Source organism: Enterobacter sp. Bisph1 (genome assembly GCF_000814905.1).
Taxonomy (GTDB): Bacteria; Pseudomonadota; Gammaproteobacteria; order Enterobacterales; family Enterobacteriaceae; genus Kosakonia.
This window is the reverse complement of record NZ_JXAG01000020.1, coordinates 37,564-55,720: the sequence shown is the minus strand read 5'-3', so window position 1 is coordinate 55,720 and position 18,157 is coordinate 37,564. Positions and strand designations below refer to the sequence as shown.

Genomic DNA, 18,157 nt, shown 5'->3' with positions numbered 1-18,157 from the left:
TAAAGCCGTTCTTCAGTCTATTACAAGCACTTTCAGGAACGTCTATACTCGCTTTTTCAAGCCGGATAACGCGGCGAAAGGACGCAAATCTATTATGGCGCACACACATTTATTAGCAGAAAGAATTTCCCGCTTAAGCAGCGCGCTGGAAAAAGGGCTTTTTGAGCGTAGCCATGCTATTCGCCTCTGTCTGCTGGCCGCACTAAGCGGCGAAAGCGTGTTTCTTTTGGGCCCGCCGGGCATTGCCAAAAGCTTAATCGCCCGCCGGTTGAAATTTGCCTTCAAACGCGCCCGTGCTTTCGAATACCTGATGACCCGTTTCTCGACGCCGGAAGAGGTGTTTGGCCCGCTGTCTATTCAGGCGCTAAAAGATGAAGGACGCTATGAGCGTTTAACCAGCGGCTATTTACCGGAAGCGGAAATTGTTTTTCTGGATGAGATCTGGAAAGCCGGTCCGGCCATTTTGAACACCCTGCTGACCGCCATTAACGAACGGCGCTTTCGTAATGGTGCCAGTGAAGAGAAGATCCCGATGCGTCTGCTGGTGGCGGCTTCAAACGAACTGCCGGAAGCGGACAGCAGCCTTGAAGCACTGTATGACCGCATGCTGATTCGCCTGTGGCTGGACAAAGTGCAGGATAAAGGCAACTTCCGTTCGATGCTGATTAGCCAGCAAGACGAAAACGACAATCCCGTGCCCCATGATTTGCAAATCACCGACGAAGAGTATGCCAGCTGGCAAGTGGAGATCGGTAAAATCAAACTGCCGGATAATGTCTTTGAGCTTATCTATACGCTGCGCCAGCAGCTGGATGCGCTGCCAAACGCGCCCTATGTTTCTGACCGCCGCTGGAAAAAAGCGATCCGTTTATTGCAGTCCAGCGCCTTTTTCAGCGGCCGTGATGCGGTTGCGCCGATCGATTTAATCTTGCTGAAAGATTGCCTCTGGCATGACGCCGATGGCATGCGTTTATTACAGCAGCAGCTGGAAATATTGATGACCGGGCACGCCTGGCAACAGCAATCGATGATTGCCCGCCTCAGCGCTATTTCACAACGGCATCTGCAGCTCCAGCAGCAGCAAAGCGATAAAACGGCGCTCAAAGTCAGCCGCCAGGGCGGAATGTTTAGCCGCCGGCCCCATTATGATTTGCCCGCTGAGCTGACGGATCCGATTCTGACGCTGTTACTGCAGCAGCCGTTAAAACTGCACGATCTACAGGTTATTCACGTCACCATTGAGCGCAGCGCGCTGGCGCAGTGGCTGGCAAAAGGCGGCGAGATCCGCGGCAAGCTCAACGGTATTGGCTTTGCCCAGGTGCTTAATCTGGAAGTGGATACCAGCCTGCATCTGCTGATCCGCGATGTCAGCCTGCAGGGATCGCGCCTCGCGCTGCCGGGTTCCGCCACTACGGAAAACGTGCCGGAAGAGATCAAACAAGAGCTGGAAGCCCTTGATAATACCTGGCATCAGCAGCACACCCGCTTTAGTGAACAGCAGAAATGTTTGTTTATCCCTGCCGACTGGTTAGGCCGCATTGAAGCCAGCCTGCAGGATGTCCGAGCGCAAATCCAACAGGCGCGGCAATGTTAACGCTGGATACCCTGAATGTGATGCTCACCATTAGCGAAGAGGCGCTGGTGGATGAGCTGATCGTTCTCCTGCTGGCCTCACCGCAGCTGGCGCTGTTTTTTGAAAAATTCCCCAAACTTAAACATGCCCTTACCGACGATATTCCGCGCTGGCGCGCAGCGCTAAAAAAGCATCTGCAAGAGTCCGAAGTGCCGCCGGAGCTGGCGCAAGAGGTGCTGAGCTACCAGCAAAACCAGCTGCTTTCCACCTCACAGTTCACCGTGCAACTGCCGCAAATCCTCGCCCTGCTGGATAAGCTGCACTCCCCTTTCGCCGCCCAGGCGCGGCAAATGGTAACGGATAACCCGGTTCTCACCCCGGCCCTGCATACGCTGTTTTTACAGCGCTGGCGCCTGAGCCTGGTGGTGCAAACCACCGCTTTAAATCAGCAGCTACTGGAAGAAGAGCGCGAGCAATTACTCAGTGAAGTGCAGGAACGCATGACCCTGAGCGGCCAGCTAGAACCGGTACTGATTGAGAATGAAAATGCCGCCGGACGGCTGTGGGATATGAGCGCCGGGCAGCTAAAACGCGGTGATTACCAGCTTATCGTTAAGTATGGCGATTTCCTGCAAGAGCAGCCGGAACTGCGCCAGCTTGCCGAGCAGCTTGGCCGTTCGCGGGAAGCGAGATCGGTGCCGCGAAAAGATGCGCCGATGGAAACCTTCCGTACGCTGGTGCGCGAACCGGCCATCGTTCCGGAGCAGGTTGATGGCTTACATCAGAGCGACGATATTCTGCGCTTGTTGCCCCCGGAGCTGGCAACCCTGGGTATCACCGAGCTGGAGTACGAGTTTTACCGGCGGCTGGTGGAAAAACAGCTACTAACCTACCGTCTGCACGGTGACGCCTGGCGGGAAAAAGTGACCGAACGCCCGGTGGTGCATCAGGATTTTGATGAGCAGCCGCGCGGGCCGTTTATTGTCTGTGTCGATACCTCGGGTTCGATGGGCGGCTTTAATGAGCAGTGCGCAAAAGCCTTCTGTCTGGCGCTGATGCGCGTTGCGCTGGCGGATAAACGACGCTGCTTTATTATGCTGTTCTCCAGCGAAGTGGTGCGTTATGAACTAACCAGCGCACAGGGGCTGGAGCAGGCGATCCGCTTTCTCAGCCAGCGTTTTCGCGGCGGCACCGATCTGGCAAGCTGCTTTCGCGCTATCGTTGAACGGATGCAGGGTGGAGAGTGGTATGACGCCGACGCGGTAGTGATTTCAGATTTCATCGCCCAGCGTCTGCCGGACGATGTGGTGAGCCAGATAAAGACGCTGCAGCAGCTTCATCAACACCGTTTTCACGCCGTTGCCATGTCTTCTCACGGCAAACCCGGCATCATGCGCATATTTGATCATATCTGGCGTTTCGATACCGGGATGCGCAGCCGCCTGTTACGCCGCTGGCGACGTTAAAGCAGGCCGGAAACCTGCTCACGCACCTGCGCAGGCCACACGCCGCATTGCACCTGGCCAATATGCGGCAACTGCAGCAGCAGCATCGTCAGACGGGATTGACCAATACCGCCGCCGATGGTTTGCGGCATCTCACCGCGCAGCAGCGCCTGGTGCCACTCCAGCTGTAAGCGCTCTTCATCGCCGGTCAGCGTTAACTGACGTTTTAAGGCCGCAGCATCAACGCGAATGCCCATTGAAGAGAGTTCCAGCGCATCTTCCAGTACCGGGTTCCACACCAGGATATCGCCGTTCAGCCCGCTAAAGCCCTCTTCCACCATGCTGCTCCAGTCATCATAATCCGGGGCGCGAACATCATGACGCTTACCGTCACTCAGCTTACCGCCAATGCCCATCAGGAACACCGCACCCAGCTCTTTGGCAATCGCGCGCTCACGTCCTTTGGCATCAAGATCCGGGAAACGACGCAGCAGGGTTTCGCTGTGCACAAAGTGGATCTGCGCGGGCAGAAACGGCGTTAAATCGAAGGCTTCACTCACCGCCATTTCCGTCGCTTTGATCCCCGACCAAATCGCCTCAACGGTACTTTTTAAGCTAGACAGCTGGCGCTGATCGTCGCCGAGCACGCGTTCCCAATCCCACTGATCAACATACACGGAGTGAATAGAAGAGAGACGATCTTCATCTGGACGCAGGGCTTTCATATGCGTGTAGATGCCTTCCCCGGCGCTGAAATCATGCTGGCCGAGGGTTTGACGTTTCCATTTGGCCAGCGAGTGCACCACTTCAAAACGCGCCTCCGGCAGGGTTTTCACATTGACCTGTACCGCTTTTTCGCAACCCGACAGGTTATCCTGGGTGCCATCACCGACGCGGCTGAGGATCGGTGCCTGAACTTCAATCAGCCCCAATTTATCTTCCAGCTGGCGGGAGAAGAAGGATTTGACGAAAGCAATCTGGCGCTGTCTGGCGATGTAAGCGGTTTTCATTATTTAACTCCTGTGTTCTGTTGCTGTTCATTAAGCAACAAAAAAACGCAGTAACTCAATAATCATCAATTAAAAAGCCGTCAGCGCTTTTGATCCGTTAAAATAGCAGGCTAAAATAGTCAGAATCGTTATTACTCATAAGAAAACCCTATGGAAAATTATCAGATCGATAATCTGGATCGCGGCATCCTCGAGGCACTGATGGCCAACGCGCGTACCGCCTATGCCGAACTGGCTAAGCAGTTTGGCGTCAGCCCCGGTACCATTCACGTACGCGTAGAAAAGATGAAGCAAGCGGGCATCATCACCGGTGCCCGCATCGACGTCAGCCCAAAGCAGCTGGGTTACGACGTGTGCTGTTTTATCGGCATTATTTTGAAAAGCGCGAAAGATTACCCCTCGGCGCTGGCGAAACTCGAAAGCCTCGAAGAGGTAACCGAGGCCTATTACACCACCGGCCACTACAGTATCTTTATTAAGGTAATGTGCCGTTCGATCGACGCCCTGCAGCAGGTACTTATCAACAAGATCCAAACCATTGATGAAATCCAATCCACAGAGACATTGATCTCCCTGCAAAACCCGATCATGCGTACCATCCGCCCTTAACCGGGCGTTTTCATCCGCAAACAATACCCATATTATCCACAGGTAGATCCCAGCCGATTCACAGCGTACAATGCTCCCCTCTTTGTCGCCGCAGGGCGAATAAAACGGAGCGGGACTTTATGGCAGACATCACTCTTATTAGCGGCAGTACCCTTGGCGGCGCGGAATACGTGGCGGAACATCTGGCGGAAAAGCTGGAAGACGCGGGTTTCAGTACCGAGACGCTGCATGGTCCGCTATTAGAGGATCTCTCTGCGCAGGGGATTTGGCTGGTGATCAGCTCAACCCATGGCGCAGGCGATGTGCCGGAGAATTTGCAGCCGTTTTTAGATGATATCAATGAGCAGAAACCGGATCTCTCTCAGGTTCGCTTCGGTGCGATTGGTATCGGCAGCCGGGAATATGACACCTTCTGTCAGGCCATCGAAAAACTGGATGCCTCATTAAAGGCATCGGGGGCAAAACAGATCGGTGAAACCCTCAGGATCAACATCCTTGAGCATGATATTCCGGAGGATCCGGCAGAAGAATGGCTGGGATCGTGGATTAATTTACTCAATAACGCTTAAAGATCGAGCGATCAGATGTGGATAACTATACTTAAAAGCACTGATCAACCGGTAGTTATCCCTGAATAACCCTGCGTCAGTTTTTGACCTGTGTATAACTAGCCATTTTGATCCCAGCTTATACGCTGCAGGATCACCGATCATTCACAGTTAATGATCGTGCCTAATGAATTGATCTTAAAGTGATGATCCGGGTTATCCACAGAGATCCTCGATCGTAATAAGAGATCATAACAGAACAGATCTCTCAAGTTAGAAGATCTTCTTTTTAATAGCCGGGATCCGATCCTTTCTCACTGGGCTAAAGTTGAGTAGAATCCACGGCCCAGGCTTCAATCCAATTTCTAACCGCTCAGGCGAGGCATACCACCATGTTTTATCCGGATCCTTTTGACGTCATTATCATTGGCGGGGGTCATGCAGGCACTGAGGCCGCGATGGCCGCAGCGCGTATGGGTCAGCAGACTCTGCTTTTGACACACAATATCGACACGCTGGGGCAGATGAGCTGCAACCCGGCGATCGGCGGTATTGGGAAAGGACACCTGGTAAAAGAAGTGGATGCGCTTGGCGGGCTGATGGCGAAAGCGATCGATCAGGCCGGTATTCAGTTTAGGATACTAAACGCCAGCAAAGGCCCGGCGGTGCGCGCTACTCGTGCCCAGGCCGACCGGGTGCTTTACCGACAGGCGGTACGTACGGCGCTGGAAAACCAGCCGAACCTGATGATCTTCCAGCAGGCGGTGGAAGATCTGATCGTCGAAAACGATCGCGTGGTGGGCGCGGTAACGCAGATGGGTCTCAAATTCCGTGCAAAAGCGGTAGTGCTGACCGTTGGTACCTTCCTCGACGGTAAGATCCATATTGGCCTGGATAATTACAGCGGCGGCCGTGCAGGCGATCCGCCGTCAATTCCGCTGTCGCGCCGTCTGCGTGAGCTGCCGCTGCGTGTGAGTCGTCTAAAAACCGGTACCCCGCCGCGCATTGATGCCCGCACGATCGATTTCAGCGTGCTGGCGCAGCAGCACGGTGATAACCCGATGCCGGTCTTCTCGTTTATGGGTAACGTGGCGCAACACCCGCGTCAGGTGCCGTGTTACGTCACCTACACCAATGAAAAAACCCATGATGTGATCCGCAATAACCTCGATCGCAGCCCGATGTATGCCGGGGTGATCGAAGGGATCGGCCCGCGTTACTGCCCGTCGATCGAAGATAAAGTGATGCGCTTTGCCGATCGCAATCAGCACCAGATTTTCCTCGAGCCGGAAGGTCTGACGTCCAATGAAATTTACCCGAATGGCATCTCCACCAGCCTGCCGTTCGATGTACAGATGCAAATTGTCCGCTCGATGCAGGGGATGGAAAACGCGAAGATTGTTCGTCCTGGCTACGCCATTGAGTACGATTTCTTCGACCCACGCGATCTGAAACCGACGCTGGAGAGCAAATTTATCCACGGTCTGTTCTTCGCCGGCCAAATCAACGGCACCACAGGTTACGAAGAAGCCGCCGCTCAGGGGCTGCTGGCAGGGCTTAATGCCGCACGTTTCTCGGCGGAAAAAGAGGGCTGGGCACCGCGTCGCGATCAGGCTTACCTTGGCGTGCTGGTGGACGATCTCTGCACGCTGGGTACTAAAGAGCCGTACCGCATGTTTACCTCCCGGGCGGAATATCGCCTGATGCTGCGTGAAGACAATGCCGATCTGCGCCTGACCCAGGCGGGTCGTGAGCTGGGACTCGTGGATGACGAGCGCTGGGCGCGTTTCAACCAGAAGCTGGAAACTATCGAGCGTGAACGTCAGCGCCTGAAATCCCAGTGGGTTTCCCCGGCGTCTGAACATGCCCCTGCGGTTAACGCGCATCTTACCGCCCCGCTGTCGCGTGAAGCCAGCGGTGAGGATCTGCTGCGCCGTCCGGAAATGACCTACGAGCAGCTGGTGCAGATCGCACCGTTTGCACCGGGCCTTGACGATCGCCAGGCCGCCGAGCAGGTGGAAATCCAGGTGAAATACGAAGGCTATATCGCCCGTCAGCAGGATGAGATCGAAAAGCAGCAGCGCAATGAGAACACGCTGCTGCCGGCCACGCTGGATTATCGTCAGGTGAATGGCCTGTCCAATGAAGTGATCGCCAAGCTTAACGATCATAAGCCATCGTCCATTGGCCAGGCATCGCGCATTTCGGGGATCACCCCGGCGGCCATCTCCATTTTGCTGGTCTGGCTAAAAAAACAAGGTATGCTGCGCCGCAGCGCCTAATCTTAAGTAGCTGCCCGGTCTTTACCGGGTAGCTTAATTCCACAGGTAACAATCGTGCTTAACAAACTCTCTCGTCTGCTCGAAGAAGCAGGCATTTCGTTGTCCGTAAGCCAGCAACAGCAGCTGGTAGCCTACGTCGAACTGCTGCACAAATGGAACAAAGCGTACAATCTGACATCGGTACGCGATCCCAACGAGATGTTGATTCGCCATATCCTCGACAGCATTGTGGTTGCGCCTTACCTGCAGGGTTCGCGCTTTATCGACGTCGGCACTGGACCTGGATTGCCGGGGATCCCGCTCTCTATCGTGCGTCCTGAAGCCCACTTCACCCTGCTCGATAGCCTTGGTAAACGCGTACGTTTTTTACGTCAGGTTCAGCACGAGCTAAAACTAGAGAATATCGAACCGGTGCAGAGCCGCGTCGAGGATTTCCCTGCCGAACCGCCTTTTGATGGCGTTATCAGCCGTGCATTCGCGTCACTCAACGATATGGTGGCCTGGTGTCGTCACCTGCCCGGCGCTGACGGGCGCTTCTATGCCCTTAAAGGCCTGGTGCCGGAAGAGGAGATTGCGCTGTTACCCGCTGATTTAAACGTGGAAAGTGTTGTCAAACTGTCCGTTCCGCATCTGGATGGCGAGCGTCATCTGGTGGTCGTTAAGGCAAATAAAGTTTAATTTTTATCAAAAAATGTATCATTCGTGCGGTTGTAAAGATGTTAAAAAACGGCAGCAAAAAGGGTGATACGTTCAGTTACATTTAACCGAATTTTTACCAGGATTTTTCTGACATTTAACGATGAGAATTTTATTAACAGATAAAATAATCAACATTGAAAATATCAGCCCGCTAAAAATCCGCTTCCAGAAGCAAAAAATGATGTTAAATAATTATTAAAAATGTCAATAAAACGTTTTTAACGTAGACAGGGCTTTTTTAAAAAGAGTTGTAAAAAAATAGCTTTAATTTCAAAACGATGAAAAGTATCAAAATATTCAAGCGTTAAACAGGACAGAGGCCTAAATGTTTATTTTGTGACCGAGTGCACGCTTTATCGTCAGGTTTTTCGCGTTATTACCACTTTTGCCCAAAGGTTCACAGTTTCCATAAAATTTGAAAAATAGCCCCCGGGAAAATTATTTAAACATTTATTCACCTTTTTGCTACTTATTGTTTGAAATCACGAGACCGCACCGTATAATTTGACCGCTTTTTGAAGCTTGACTCCGGGACCTAAAGGACGTTTTATACGACTCGCGGCATACCCCATAGGGAGCAGGAGTTAATAAACGTCATGTCTGTGTCGCTCTATAGTCGCAACGTTGCTCGCAAGCTTCTGCTTACTCAGTTTCTGGCGGTAATGGCAAGTGGATTGCTGTTTAGCCTCAAAGACCCCTTCTGGGGCATTTCCGCCGTGTGCGGAGGTATGGCAGTGTTACTGCCGAATGTGTTGTTCATGATTTTTGCCTGGCGTCATCAGGCGCATACACCCGCTAAAGGCCGTGTGGCCTGGACCTTCGCCCTCGGTGAAGCGCTCAAGGTGTTGATGACATTCGTGCTACTGGTGATGGCGCTGGCGGTTTTCAAGGTGGCTTTTTTGCCGCTGATAGTCACGTGGGTTTCGGTGCTGGTCGTTCAGATACTGGCGCCTGCTGTAATTAACAACAAAGGGTAAGAGGCATCATGTCTGCAGGAGAAATCTCAACACCGCAGGAATACATAGGTCACCATCTGAATAACCTTCAGATCGACCTGCGTACCTTCTCGCTGGTGGATCCGCATAACCCCCCGGCCACCTTCTGGACGCTGAATATCGACTCCATGTTTTTCTCAGTGGTTCTGGGTCTGTTGTTCCTGGTGATATTCCGTAGCGTAGCGAAAAAAGCCACCAGCGGCGTCCCGGGGAAACTCCAGACGGCGATTGAGCTGGTGATTGGTTTTGTTCATGGTAGCGTCAAAGACATGTACCACGGCAAAAGCAAGCTTATCGCCCCGCTGGCCCTGACGATTTTCGTCTGGGTATTCCTGATGAACCTGATGGATTTACTGCCTATCGACCTGCTGCCGTACATCGGTGAGCATGTGTTGGGGCTGCCTGCACTGCGCGTGGTGCCGTCTGCGGACGTCAACATCACCCTGTCGATGGCGCTGGGCGTGTTTATCCTGATTCTGTTCTACAGCATCAAAATGAAGGGTATTGGCGGTTTCGCTAAAGAGCTGACTCTCCAGCCGTTCAACCATCCGGTATTTATTCCGGTAAACCTTATCCTTGAGGGCGTGAGCCTGCTGTCCAAACCGGTTTCTCTCGGTCTGCGACTGTTCGGCAACATGTACGCGGGTGAGTTGATTTTCATTCTGATCGCGGGTCTTCTGCCGTGGTGGTCACAGTGGATTCTGAATGTGCCCTGGGCCATTTTCCACATCCTGATCATTACGCTGCAAGCCTTTATCTTCATGGTTCTGACGATTGTCTATCTGTCGATGGCATCCGAAGAGCACTGATTTTTAACAACACTACTACGTTTTAACTGAAACAAACTGGAGACTGTCATGGAAAACCTGAATATGGATCTGCTGTACTTGGCTGCCGCTGTGATGATGGGTCTGGCGGCAATCGGTGCTGCGATCGGTATCGGCATCCTCGGAGGTAAATTCCTGGAAGGCGCAGCGCGTCAGCCGGATCTGATTCCTCTGCTGCGTACTCAGTTCTTTATCGTAATGGGTCTGGTGGATGCTATCCCGATGATCGCTGTGGGTCTGGGTCTGTACGTGATGTTTGCTGTCGCGTAGTAAGGGTTGCTTTACAAGCAATTGTTTAGAACGTTAACCAGATAAGAGGCATTGTGCTGTGAATCTAAACGCAACAATCCTCGGCCAGGCCATCGCGTTTGTCCTGTTCGTTCTGTTCTGCATGAAGTACGTATGGCCGCCGTTAATGGCTGCCATCGAAAAACGTCAGAAAGAAATTGCTGACGGTCTCGCTTCCGCAGAACGAGCTAAAAAGGACCTTGACCTTGCACAGGCCAATGCGACCGACCAGCTGAAAAAAGCGAAAGCTGAAGCTCAGGTAATCATTGAACAGGCGAACAAACGCCGTTCTCAGATCCTGGACGAAGCAAAAGCAGAAGCCGAGCAGGAACGTACCAAAATCGTGGCGCAGGCGCAGGCGGAAATTGACGCCGAACGCAAACGTGCCCGCGAAGAGCTGCGTAAACAAGTGGCTCTGCTGGCAGTAGCCGGCGCCGAGAAAATCATCGAGCGTTCCGTGGATGAAGCTGCTAACAGCGACATCGTGAATAAACTGGTCGCTGAACTGTAAGGAGGAGGGGCTGATGTCTGAATTTGTAACGGTAGCTCGCCCCTACGCCAAAGCAGCTTTTGACTTTGCCGTCGAAACTCAGAGCGTTGACCACTGGCAGGATATGCTGGTGTTCGCCGCCGAGGTGACGAAAAATGAAGACATGGCAGAGCTCATCTCCGGCGCGTTAGCGCCGGAAACGCTCGCTAAGTCGTTTATCGCAGTCTGTGGGGAGCAACTTGACGACAAAGGTCAGAACCTGATTCGGGTAATGGCTGAAAACGGTCGTATTAAGGCGCTTCCTGATGTTCTTGAGCAGTTTATTCAATTGCGCGCAGCCAGCGAGGCTATCGCTGAAGTCGAAGTGACCTCCGCGACCGCACTGAGTGAAGAACAGCTTTCGAAGATTAGTGCCGCGATGGAAAAACGTCTGTCACGCAAAGTTAAGCTGAATTGCAATATCGATAAGTCTGTAATGGCAGGCGTAATCATCCGTGCGGGTGATATGGTCATTGATGGCAGCGTACGCGGCCGTCTTGAACGCCTTGCAGACGTCTTGCAGTCTTAAGGGGACTGGAGCATGCAACTGAATTCCACCGAAATCAGCGAACTGATCAAGCAGCGCATTGCTCAGTTCAGTGTTGTGAGCGAAGCGCACAACGAAGGTACTATTGTTTCTGTAAGTGACGGCGTTATCCGCATTCACGGCCTGGCCGAATGTATGCAGGGCGAGATGATCTCTCTGCCGGGTAACCGTTACGCTATCGCACTGAACCTGGAGCGCGACTCTGTAGGTGCGGTGGTAATGGGTCCGTACGCCGACCTTGCCGAAGGCATGACGGTAAAATGTACTGGCCGTATCCTGGAAGTTCCGGTTGGCCGTGGCCTGCTTGGCCGCGTGGTCAACACCCTGGGCGCGCCGATCGACGGTAAAGGTCCGGTTGATAACGATGGCTTCTCACCAATCGAAGTTATCGCACCGGGCGTAATCGATCGTCAGTCCGTCGATCAGCCGGTACAAACGGGTTATAAATCCGTTGACGCCATGATCCCAATCGGCCGTGGTCAGCGTGAACTGATCATCGGCGACCGTCAGACCGGTAAAACCGCGATGGCGATCGATGCGATCATCAACCAGCGTGATTCCGGTATCAAATGCGTATACGTCGCTATCGGCCAGAAAGCGTCCACCATCGCTAACGTGGTGCGTAAACTGGAAGAGCACGGCGCGCTGTCCAACACTATCGTTGTTGTGGCGACCGCTTCTGAATCTGCCGCACTGCAATACCTGGCGCCGTATGCCGGTTGCGCAATGGGTGAATACTTCCGCGACCGTGGTGAAGATGCGCTGATCGTTTACGATGACCTGTCCAAACAGGCTGTCGCTTACCGTCAGGTTTCCCTGCTGCTCCGTCGTCCGCCAGGACGTGAAGCATTCCCGGGCGACGTATTCTATCTCCACTCTCGTCTGCTGGAGCGCGCATCCCGCGTAAACGCTGAATACGTTGAGAACTTCACCAAAGGTGAAGTGAAAGGCAAAACCGGTTCTCTGACCGCGCTGCCGATCATCGAAACCCAGGCGGGTGACGTTTCCGCGTTCGTTCCGACTAACGTAATTTCGATTACCGATGGTCAGATCTTCCTGGAAACCAACCTGTTTAACTCCGGTATTCGTCCGGCGGTTAACCCGGGGATCTCCGTATCCCGTGTGGGTGGTGCAGCGCAGACCAAGATCATCAAGAAACTGTCCGGTGGTATTCGTACCGCGCTGGCGCAGTATCGTGAACTGGCGGCGTTCTCGCAGTTCGCTTCCGATCTGGATGAAGCAACCCGTAAACAGCTGAGCCACGGTCAGAAAGTGACCGAGCTGCTGAAACAGAAACAGTATGCCCCTATGTCTGTTGCACAACAGGGCCTGGTGCTGTTCGCGGCTGAACGCGGTTACCTCGAAGATGTGGAACTGGCGAAAATCGGTAGCTTCGAAGCCGCTCTGCTGGCTTTCGCTGACCGTGATCACGCTCCGCTGATGCAAGAGATTAACCAGTCCGGTGGCTATAACGATGAAATCGAAGGCAAGCTGAAAGGCCTCCTCGATTCCTTCAAAGCAACCCAGTCCTGGTAACGTCTGGCGGCTTGTCTTAGGGCAGGCCGCAAGGCATTGAGGAGAAGCTCATGGCCGGCGCAAAAGAGATACGTAGTAAGATCGCAAGCGTCCAGAACACGCAAAAGATCACTAAAGCGATGGAGATGGTCGCCGCTTCCAAAATGCGTAAATCGCAGGATCGCATGGCGTCCAGCCGTCCTTATGCAGAAACCATGCGCAAAGTGATTGGTCACCTTGCGAAAGGGAATCTGGAATATAAGCACCCTTACCTGGAAGAACGCGACGTTAAACGCGTGGGCTACCTGGTGGTGTCGACCGACCGTGGTCTGTGCGGTGGTTTGAACATTAACCTGTTCAAAAAAGTGCTGGCGGATATGAAAGCATGGTCTGATAAAGGCGTTCAGAGCGAACTCGCGATGATCGGCTCTAAAGGCGTCTCTTTCTTTAATTCCGTAGGCGGCAACGTCGTCGCTCAGGTGACTGGCATGGGGGATAACCCGTCTCTGTCAGAACTGATCGGCCCGGTAAAAGTGATGCTGCAGGCCTACGACGAAGGTCGTCTCGACAAGCTTTATATTGTTAGCAACAAATTTATCAACACCATGTCTCAGGCACCAACCATCGTTCAGCTGCTGCCATTACCGGCTGCAGAAGACGAAGAGTTGAAGCATAAAGCGTGGGATTATCTGTATGAACCTGATCCAAAAGCGCTGCTGGATACCCTCCTGCGTCGTTATGTTGAATCTCAGGTTTACCAGGGTGTTGTGGAAAACCTGGCCAGCGAGCAGGCCGCACGTATGGTGGCGATGAAAGCCGCGACCGACAATGGCGGCAGCCTGATTAAAGAGCTGCAGTTGGTATACAACAAAGCTCGTCAGGCCAGCATTACTCAGGAACTCACCGAGATTGTCGGTGGTGCATCCGCGGTATAACCAGGTTAATTCGTAGAGGATTCATGATGGCTACTGGAAAAATTGTCCAGGTAATCGGCGCCGTAGTTGACGTCGAATTCCCTCAGGATGCCGTACCGCGCGTGTACGATGCTCTTGAGGTTAAAAATGGTAACGAGACGCTGGTGCTGGAAGTTCAGCAGCAGCTCGGCGGCGGTATCGTACGTACCATCGCCATGGGTTCTTCCGACGGTCTGCGTCGTGGTCTGGATGTCACCGACCTTGCGCACCCGATCGAAGTCCCGGTAGGTAAAGCTACACTGGGTCGTATCATGAACGTGCTCGGTCAGCCGATCGACATGAAAGGCGACATCGGTGAAGAAGAGCGTTGGGCTATTCACCGCGCGGCACCTTCCTATGAAGAGCTTTCAAGCTCTCAGGAACTGCTGGAAACCGGCATCAAAGTTATCGACCTGATGTGTCCGTTCGCCAAGGGCGGTAAAGTTGGTCTGTTCGGTGGTGCGGGCGTAGGTAAAACCGTAAACATGATGGAGCTTATCCGTAACATCGCGATCGAGCACTCCGGTTACTCTGTGTTTGCGGGTGTGGGTGAACGTACTCGTGAGGGTAACGACTTCTACCACGAAATGACCGACTCTAACGTTCTGGATAAAGTATCCCTGGTTTACGGCCAGATGAACGAGCCGCCGGGAAACCGTCTGCGCGTTGCGCTGACCGGCCTGACCATGGCTGAGAAGTTCCGTGACGAAGGTCGTGACGTTCTGCTGTTCGTGGACAACATCTACCGTTACACCCTCGCCGGTACTGAAGTATCCGCACTGCTGGGCCGTATGCCTTCAGCGGTAGGTTACCAGCCGACGCTGGCGGAAGAGATGGGCGTTCTGCAGGAACGTATCACCTCCACCAAAACCGGTTCTATCACCTCCGTGCAGGCGGTATACGTACCTGCGGATGACTTGACTGACCCGTCGCCAGCCACCACCTTTGCGCACCTTGACGCAACCGTGGTACTGAGCCGTCAGATCGCGTCTCTGGGTATCTACCCGGCCGTTGACCCGCTGGACTCCACCAGCCGTCAGCTGGATCCGCTGGTGGTTGGTCAGGAACACTACGACACCGCGCGTGGCGTACAGTCTCTGCTGCAACGTTATCAGGAACTGAAAGACATCATCGCCATCCTCGGTATGGATGAGCTGTCTGAAGAAGATAAACTGGTGGTAGCGCGTGCTCGTAAGATCCAGCGCTTCCTCTCCCAGCCGTTCTTCGTAGCGGAAGTGTTTACCGGTTCTCCGGGTAAATACGTTTCCCTGAAAGACACCATCCGTGGCTTTAAAGGCATTATGGAAGGCGAATACGATCACCTGCCGGAGCAGGCGTTCTACATGGTTGGTTCCATCGAAGAAGCAGTGGAAAAAGCCAAAAAACTTTAACGCCTTAATCGGAGGGTGATATGGCAATGACTTACCACCTGGACGTCGTCAGCGCAGAGAAACAGATGTTCTCTGGTCTGGTCGAGAAAATCCAGGTAACGGGTAGCGAAGGTGAACTGGGGATTTTCCCTGGCCACGCACCGCTGCTCACCGCCATTAAGCCTGGTATGATCCGCATCGTTAAACAGTTCGGTCATGAAGAGTTTATCTATCTGTCCGGCGGCATTCTTGAAGTGCAACCGAGCAGCGTGACCGTTCTGGCTGATACCGCTATTCGTGGCCAGGATCTCGACGAAGCGCGAGCCCTGGAAGCGAAGCGTAAAGCAGAAGAGCACATTAAAGGCTCTCACGGTGACGTGGATTACGCTCAGGCGTCTGCGGAGCTGGCGAAAGCCATCGCGAAACTGCGTGTTATCGAGTTGACTAAAAAAGCGATGTAACACCGGCTTGAACGTTAAAAAGCCAGTCTGGTTTCCAGGCTGGCTTTTTTTATGCTTTGGTTTCGAAAAATTTGAAACTGAAAAGGCAGTTTAATTTTTATGTGATATGCGTCACAAAAATGTTGATCGGTTAAAATTTGAGGAGTAGACTTCTTTTTGTGAAGTAAGTCACATAATCAACCTTAAAAAATCAGGATACCACCATGAAACTGATCAACAAAATCATCGCTCTCTTCAGCAACATGAACATCTCTTTCGGTACGTTCAATCATTAATTGCTGATCTGCTGAGTGGCGCCACGCTTACCGTAGTGTGATAAGCGAGCGCCATCTGCTACTTCTTCAGTTCTGCCAGTTCCGCCCCGCTATCCAGCATCTCGCCTTTACGGTTTACGCTCTGCCCTTGCGTAATAAAATAATTCGTCTCATCTATATTCCCGACCACCGCATCGTCATAACGTCCCGGCACGCTGCGCACGGATTTATTACGGCTAAAGATCCCCTGCGTGGACGGCTTGCCGTACGGGCTTGGGCGGAAGATAAAGTTAAAGCGTTGGTTATCTACCGCAATATTGTTCTCAACCACCAGCGCACCGGGGTTAAAGTTGTCGGTAAAACCGTCCAGATGATTGCCTATCGCTTTGCTGTTACGCACCTGATGCGCGACGGGCTGCCCTTCTCCCCCCAGCTTGAAGCCGTTACTGGTATTGTTGCGGGCAATAGAATTCTCGATCACCACAACGCCGTTGGCTCCGTCTTCTATCTTGTTAAACAAATCAAAACCGTCATCGATATTGTCATGTGCGTAGCATCGCTCCAGTTGGTTGCCCTCGCCGACGCGCATCTTCACGGCAAAACCGTCGGCGTTGATTTTCCCCGGATCCTCATTGCCCGAGGATTCAGAATCGACAACCCGGTTATAGCTGGCCCATAGCGGGCGGCCGACGTTTTCTGGTGAGGAAATTTGAATGCCCGTATCGTCATTGTGCGAGGCCACCACCTTTTCAATCAGGTTATGGCTGCCCTGAATACGCAGGCTTTTGTCCGTTACCGTAATACCGTTGATATGCCAGTAGCTGGCATCCAGCAGCAAACCGCGGATCACCACTTTTCCCTGCGCCTGCAGGGTTTTCATTTTATCGCGCAGACCGCTGGCAGTAAGGGGAATGTCTGTCCGGGCATATTCTCCTGCTTGCAGATGGATTGTCCCGCCGGGCGCAAGCAGAGCAATGGCGGTGGGCAAATCAAGCGGTGACGTAGCGGTGCCTTCACCGTCAGGTTTCCCGTCGGCGGCGGCATACAGTTCTGGTGAGGGGGTTCCGGCCACCCGATCAACTTTAAAGGTTTGCGTGGCAGGCGCTGTCTCGTTACCGCTGCTCGGAATAAAGGTCACGGAAAAGAGATTATCCGCCCCAAGCGTGGTGGGAAGCGTATACATCTCTCCCGCTTTTACCGGTTTTTCATTACCGATCACCACTTCATTCAGCCGCACGCTAAATAAACCATCGGTATTCGCGCGGGCCTGTACCGTATAGGCATCACCGATACTTTGTGCGGGCGAGGCGATTTGGACCACCAGCGGTAACGGTTTAGGCTGCCAGGGCGCAGAAGCAACCGTCCGCGCTTTGCTGGTGGTGAGTGAGGCATCGCTGACGATAATTTTGGCGTTACGTGAAGCAAAAAAACCGACGTAATAGTGCCCTTTATTTTGTACTGAAATCAGATCGGCATGCGGTACGCTACTGCTCACCCATTGATCGCTGCCCTGCGGAGCCCAGGCGCTGATAAACCCATCATTGGTGCGTTCCAGTTTCAGGCGAAACGTTGGCGTCTGGCGAAGATCGATCTCTTCGTGATAGCTTTGTTTCGAGATAGCCGCACCCGCATTGCCCCACGGCTGGCTGATGCCCTCGCGGGTAATAGCCTGCATTTTGACGCGAACATTATCTTTCTTATCCTGCGTCATAATGGCGTTCATCACCATATTCGACGCAGCAGGAAACTCTTCATAACCCTCTTTCAACGGCTGCTGGCGCGGCGTACCGATCACATCACGCACCAACAAACCTGCCCCTTCCTGAGCGGCAGGTTTGGCACCGTTTTCCGGCCCGAACTGTTCAACGGTAAGGGTTGCCTGCAGAACAAAATTTTCCTCGCCAGGAAGCGTGGTATAGAAAAATGTTAGCCCATCGTGGGAGTTGGCAATTTTGCCGCCGCGGCTTTCAACGGTAACAGGTTTGCTTAAATCTGCCTCATCCGAGGTAGAAAGCTTTTTACCGTCGATAGTGACATCGTTAACGCCGATTTTTTCCGCCAGCACGTTCGATGAAAAATTGACGTCGGTAGATTGGCCAAAGGTAATTGCTTTCCACACAGGTGCCGGTGCGGCCAGCGCTGTGGCCGAAATAAGCGAGCTGCAAACGGTAAGGGCCAGAGATATTTTATAATTCATTTTATTCTCCTGAGTAATTATTGCCCGACATTATCAACAGTTTGAAACACTGTTT

At 53.0% G+C, this 18,157-nt stretch carries 17 protein-coding genes; 15 read left to right on the top strand and 2 right to left on the bottom strand.

What is annotated here, in order from left to right; all coding sequences use genetic code 11:
- Positions 1-94 precede the first annotated feature (94 nt).
- Positions 95-1,594 carry an ATPase RavA gene (ravA, locus tag RW65_RS01670; protein WP_039054914.1) on the top strand — a complete coding sequence of 500 codons (1,500 nt, stop codon included), beginning with the start codon at positions 95-97 and terminating at the stop codon, positions 1,592-1,594.
- Complete coding sequence (viaA, locus tag RW65_RS01665; RefSeq protein ID WP_039054913.1) at positions 1,588-3,039, top strand: ATPase RavA stimulator ViaA; 1,452 nt, start codon at positions 1,588-1,590, stop codon at positions 3,037-3,039. The genes ravA and viaA overlap by 7 nt, the downstream gene beginning before the upstream one ends.
- On the opposite strand, the gene asnA is transcribed toward viaA, so the two are convergent.
- Complete coding sequence (asnA, locus tag RW65_RS01660; protein WP_039054912.1) at positions 3,036-4,028, bottom strand: aspartate--ammonia ligase; 993 nt, start codon at positions 4,026-4,028, stop codon at positions 3,036-3,038. The two genes, viaA and asnA, sit on opposite strands and share 4 nt — an antisense overlap.
- 150 nt (positions 4,029-4,178) lie before the next feature.
- On the opposite strand from asnA, the gene asnC reads away from it, so the two are divergent.
- The 13 genes from asnC to RW65_RS01595 all read left to right on the top strand — a co-directional run bounded on the left by asnC (position 4,179) and on the right by RW65_RS01595 (position 15,651).
- Positions 4,179-4,637, top strand: a complete 459-nt coding sequence (gene asnC / locus RW65_RS01655) for a transcriptional regulator AsnC (protein ID WP_039054911.1) — start codon at positions 4,179-4,181, stop codon at positions 4,635-4,637.
- 119 nt (positions 4,638-4,756) lie between these two features.
- A complete protein-coding gene (mioC, locus tag RW65_RS01650; RefSeq protein WP_039054910.1) occupies positions 4,757-5,206 on the top strand; it encodes an FMN-binding protein MioC in 450 nt (149 codons plus the stop codon).
- 371 nt (positions 5,207-5,577) lie between these two features.
- A complete protein-coding gene (gene mnmG / locus RW65_RS01645; protein WP_039054909.1) occupies positions 5,578-7,467 on the top strand; it encodes a tRNA uridine-5-carboxymethylaminomethyl(34) synthesis enzyme MnmG in 1,890 nt (629 codons plus the stop codon).
- 54 nt (positions 7,468-7,521) lie between these two features.
- The gene (gene rsmG / locus RW65_RS01640) at positions 7,522-8,145 is read left to right on the top strand and encodes a 16S rRNA (guanine(527)-N(7))-methyltransferase RsmG (protein ID WP_039054908.1); all 624 of its coding nucleotides are present in this window, start codon (positions 7,522-7,524) and stop codon (positions 8,143-8,145) included.
- Between the two features lie 617 nt (positions 8,146-8,762).
- Entirely contained in the window at positions 8,763-9,143 is a 381-nt protein-coding gene (gene atpI, locus RW65_RS01635; RefSeq protein ID WP_039054907.1) for a F0F1 ATP synthase subunit I, read from the top strand.
- Between the two features lie 8 nt (positions 9,144-9,151).
- On the top strand, positions 9,152-9,970 hold the full coding sequence (gene atpB, locus RW65_RS01630) for a F0F1 ATP synthase subunit A (RefSeq protein ID WP_039054906.1): 819 nt from the start codon (positions 9,152-9,154) through the stop codon (positions 9,968-9,970).
- A gap of 48 nt (positions 9,971-10,018) precedes the next feature.
- Positions 10,019-10,258, top strand: coding sequence for a F0F1 ATP synthase subunit C (atpE, locus tag RW65_RS01625; RefSeq protein WP_007369368.1), 240 nt, complete (start codon positions 10,019-10,021; stop codon positions 10,256-10,258).
- 58 nt (positions 10,259-10,316) lie between these two features.
- Positions 10,317-10,787 (top strand): F0F1 ATP synthase subunit B, encoded by a 471-nt coding sequence (gene atpF, locus RW65_RS01620; RefSeq protein WP_017458044.1) that lies wholly within the window; start codon positions 10,317-10,319, stop codon positions 10,785-10,787.
- 13 nt (positions 10,788-10,800) lie between these two features.
- On the top strand, positions 10,801-11,334 hold the full coding sequence (gene atpH / locus RW65_RS01615) for a F0F1 ATP synthase subunit delta (protein ID WP_039054905.1): 534 nt from the start codon (positions 10,801-10,803) through the stop codon (positions 11,332-11,334).
- A gap of 12 nt (positions 11,335-11,346) precedes the next feature.
- Complete coding sequence (atpA, locus tag RW65_RS01610) at positions 11,347-12,888, top strand: F0F1 ATP synthase subunit alpha (protein WP_039054904.1); 1,542 nt, start codon at positions 11,347-11,349, stop codon at positions 12,886-12,888.
- A 50-nt stretch (positions 12,889-12,938) separates the two neighbouring features.
- The gene (gene atpG, locus RW65_RS01605; RefSeq protein WP_039054903.1) at positions 12,939-13,802 is read left to right on the top strand and encodes a F0F1 ATP synthase subunit gamma; all 864 of its coding nucleotides are present in this window, start codon (positions 12,939-12,941) and stop codon (positions 13,800-13,802) included.
- Positions 13,803-13,828: 26 nt separating this feature from the next.
- Positions 13,829-15,211, top strand: coding sequence for a F0F1 ATP synthase subunit beta (gene atpD, locus RW65_RS01600; RefSeq protein WP_039054901.1), 1,383 nt, complete (start codon positions 13,829-13,831; stop codon positions 15,209-15,211).
- Between the two features lie 20 nt (positions 15,212-15,231).
- Positions 15,232-15,651 carry a F0F1 ATP synthase subunit epsilon gene (locus RW65_RS01595; protein WP_039054900.1) on the top strand — a complete coding sequence of 140 codons (420 nt, stop codon included), beginning with the start codon at positions 15,232-15,234 and terminating at the stop codon, positions 15,649-15,651.
- 333 nt (positions 15,652-15,984) lie between these two features.
- Here RW65_RS01595 and RW65_RS01590 read toward each other — a convergent pair whose 3' ends face one another.
- Positions 15,985-18,102: a right-handed parallel beta-helix repeat-containing protein gene (locus tag RW65_RS01590; RefSeq protein ID WP_039054899.1), complete on the bottom strand. Its 2,118-nt coding sequence runs from the start codon at positions 18,100-18,102 to the stop codon at positions 15,985-15,987.
- Between the last annotated feature and the right edge of the window lie 55 nt (positions 18,103-18,157).

Coding starts and splice junctions, on each gene's coding strand:
- atpD (WP_039054901.1), top strand. CDS start 13,829: ATGGCTACTGGAAAAATTGTCCAGGTAATCGGCGCCGTAGTTGACGTC.
- asnA (WP_039054912.1), bottom strand. CDS start 4,028: ATGAAAACCGCTTACATCGCCAGACAGCGCCAGATTGCTTTCGTCAAA.
- RW65_RS01590 (WP_039054899.1), bottom strand. CDS start 18,102: ATGAATTATAAAATATCTCTGGCCCTTACCGTTTGCAGCTCGCTTATT.
- atpI (WP_039054907.1), top strand. CDS start 8,763: ATGTCTGTGTCGCTCTATAGTCGCAACGTTGCTCGCAAGCTTCTGCTT.
- atpB (WP_039054906.1), top strand. CDS start 9,152: ATGTCTGCAGGAGAAATCTCAACACCGCAGGAATACATAGGTCACCAT.
- ravA (WP_039054914.1), top strand. CDS start 95: ATGGCGCACACACATTTATTAGCAGAAAGAATTTCCCGCTTAAGCAGC.
- mnmG (WP_039054909.1), top strand. CDS start 5,578: ATGTTTTATCCGGATCCTTTTGACGTCATTATCATTGGCGGGGGTCAT.
- RW65_RS01595 (WP_039054900.1), top strand. CDS start 15,232: ATGGCAATGACTTACCACCTGGACGTCGTCAGCGCAGAGAAACAGATG.
- atpG (WP_039054903.1), top strand. CDS start 12,939: ATGGCCGGCGCAAAAGAGATACGTAGTAAGATCGCAAGCGTCCAGAAC.
- atpH (WP_039054905.1), top strand. CDS start 10,801: ATGTCTGAATTTGTAACGGTAGCTCGCCCCTACGCCAAAGCAGCTTTT.
- atpE (WP_007369368.1), top strand. CDS start 10,019: ATGGAAAACCTGAATATGGATCTGCTGTACTTGGCTGCCGCTGTGATG.
- asnC (WP_039054911.1), top strand. CDS start 4,179: ATGGAAAATTATCAGATCGATAATCTGGATCGCGGCATCCTCGAGGCA.
- mioC (WP_039054910.1), top strand. CDS start 4,757: ATGGCAGACATCACTCTTATTAGCGGCAGTACCCTTGGCGGCGCGGAA.
- viaA (WP_039054913.1), top strand. CDS start 1,588: ATGTTAACGCTGGATACCCTGAATGTGATGCTCACCATTAGCGAAGAG.
- atpA (WP_039054904.1), top strand. CDS start 11,347: ATGCAACTGAATTCCACCGAAATCAGCGAACTGATCAAGCAGCGCATT.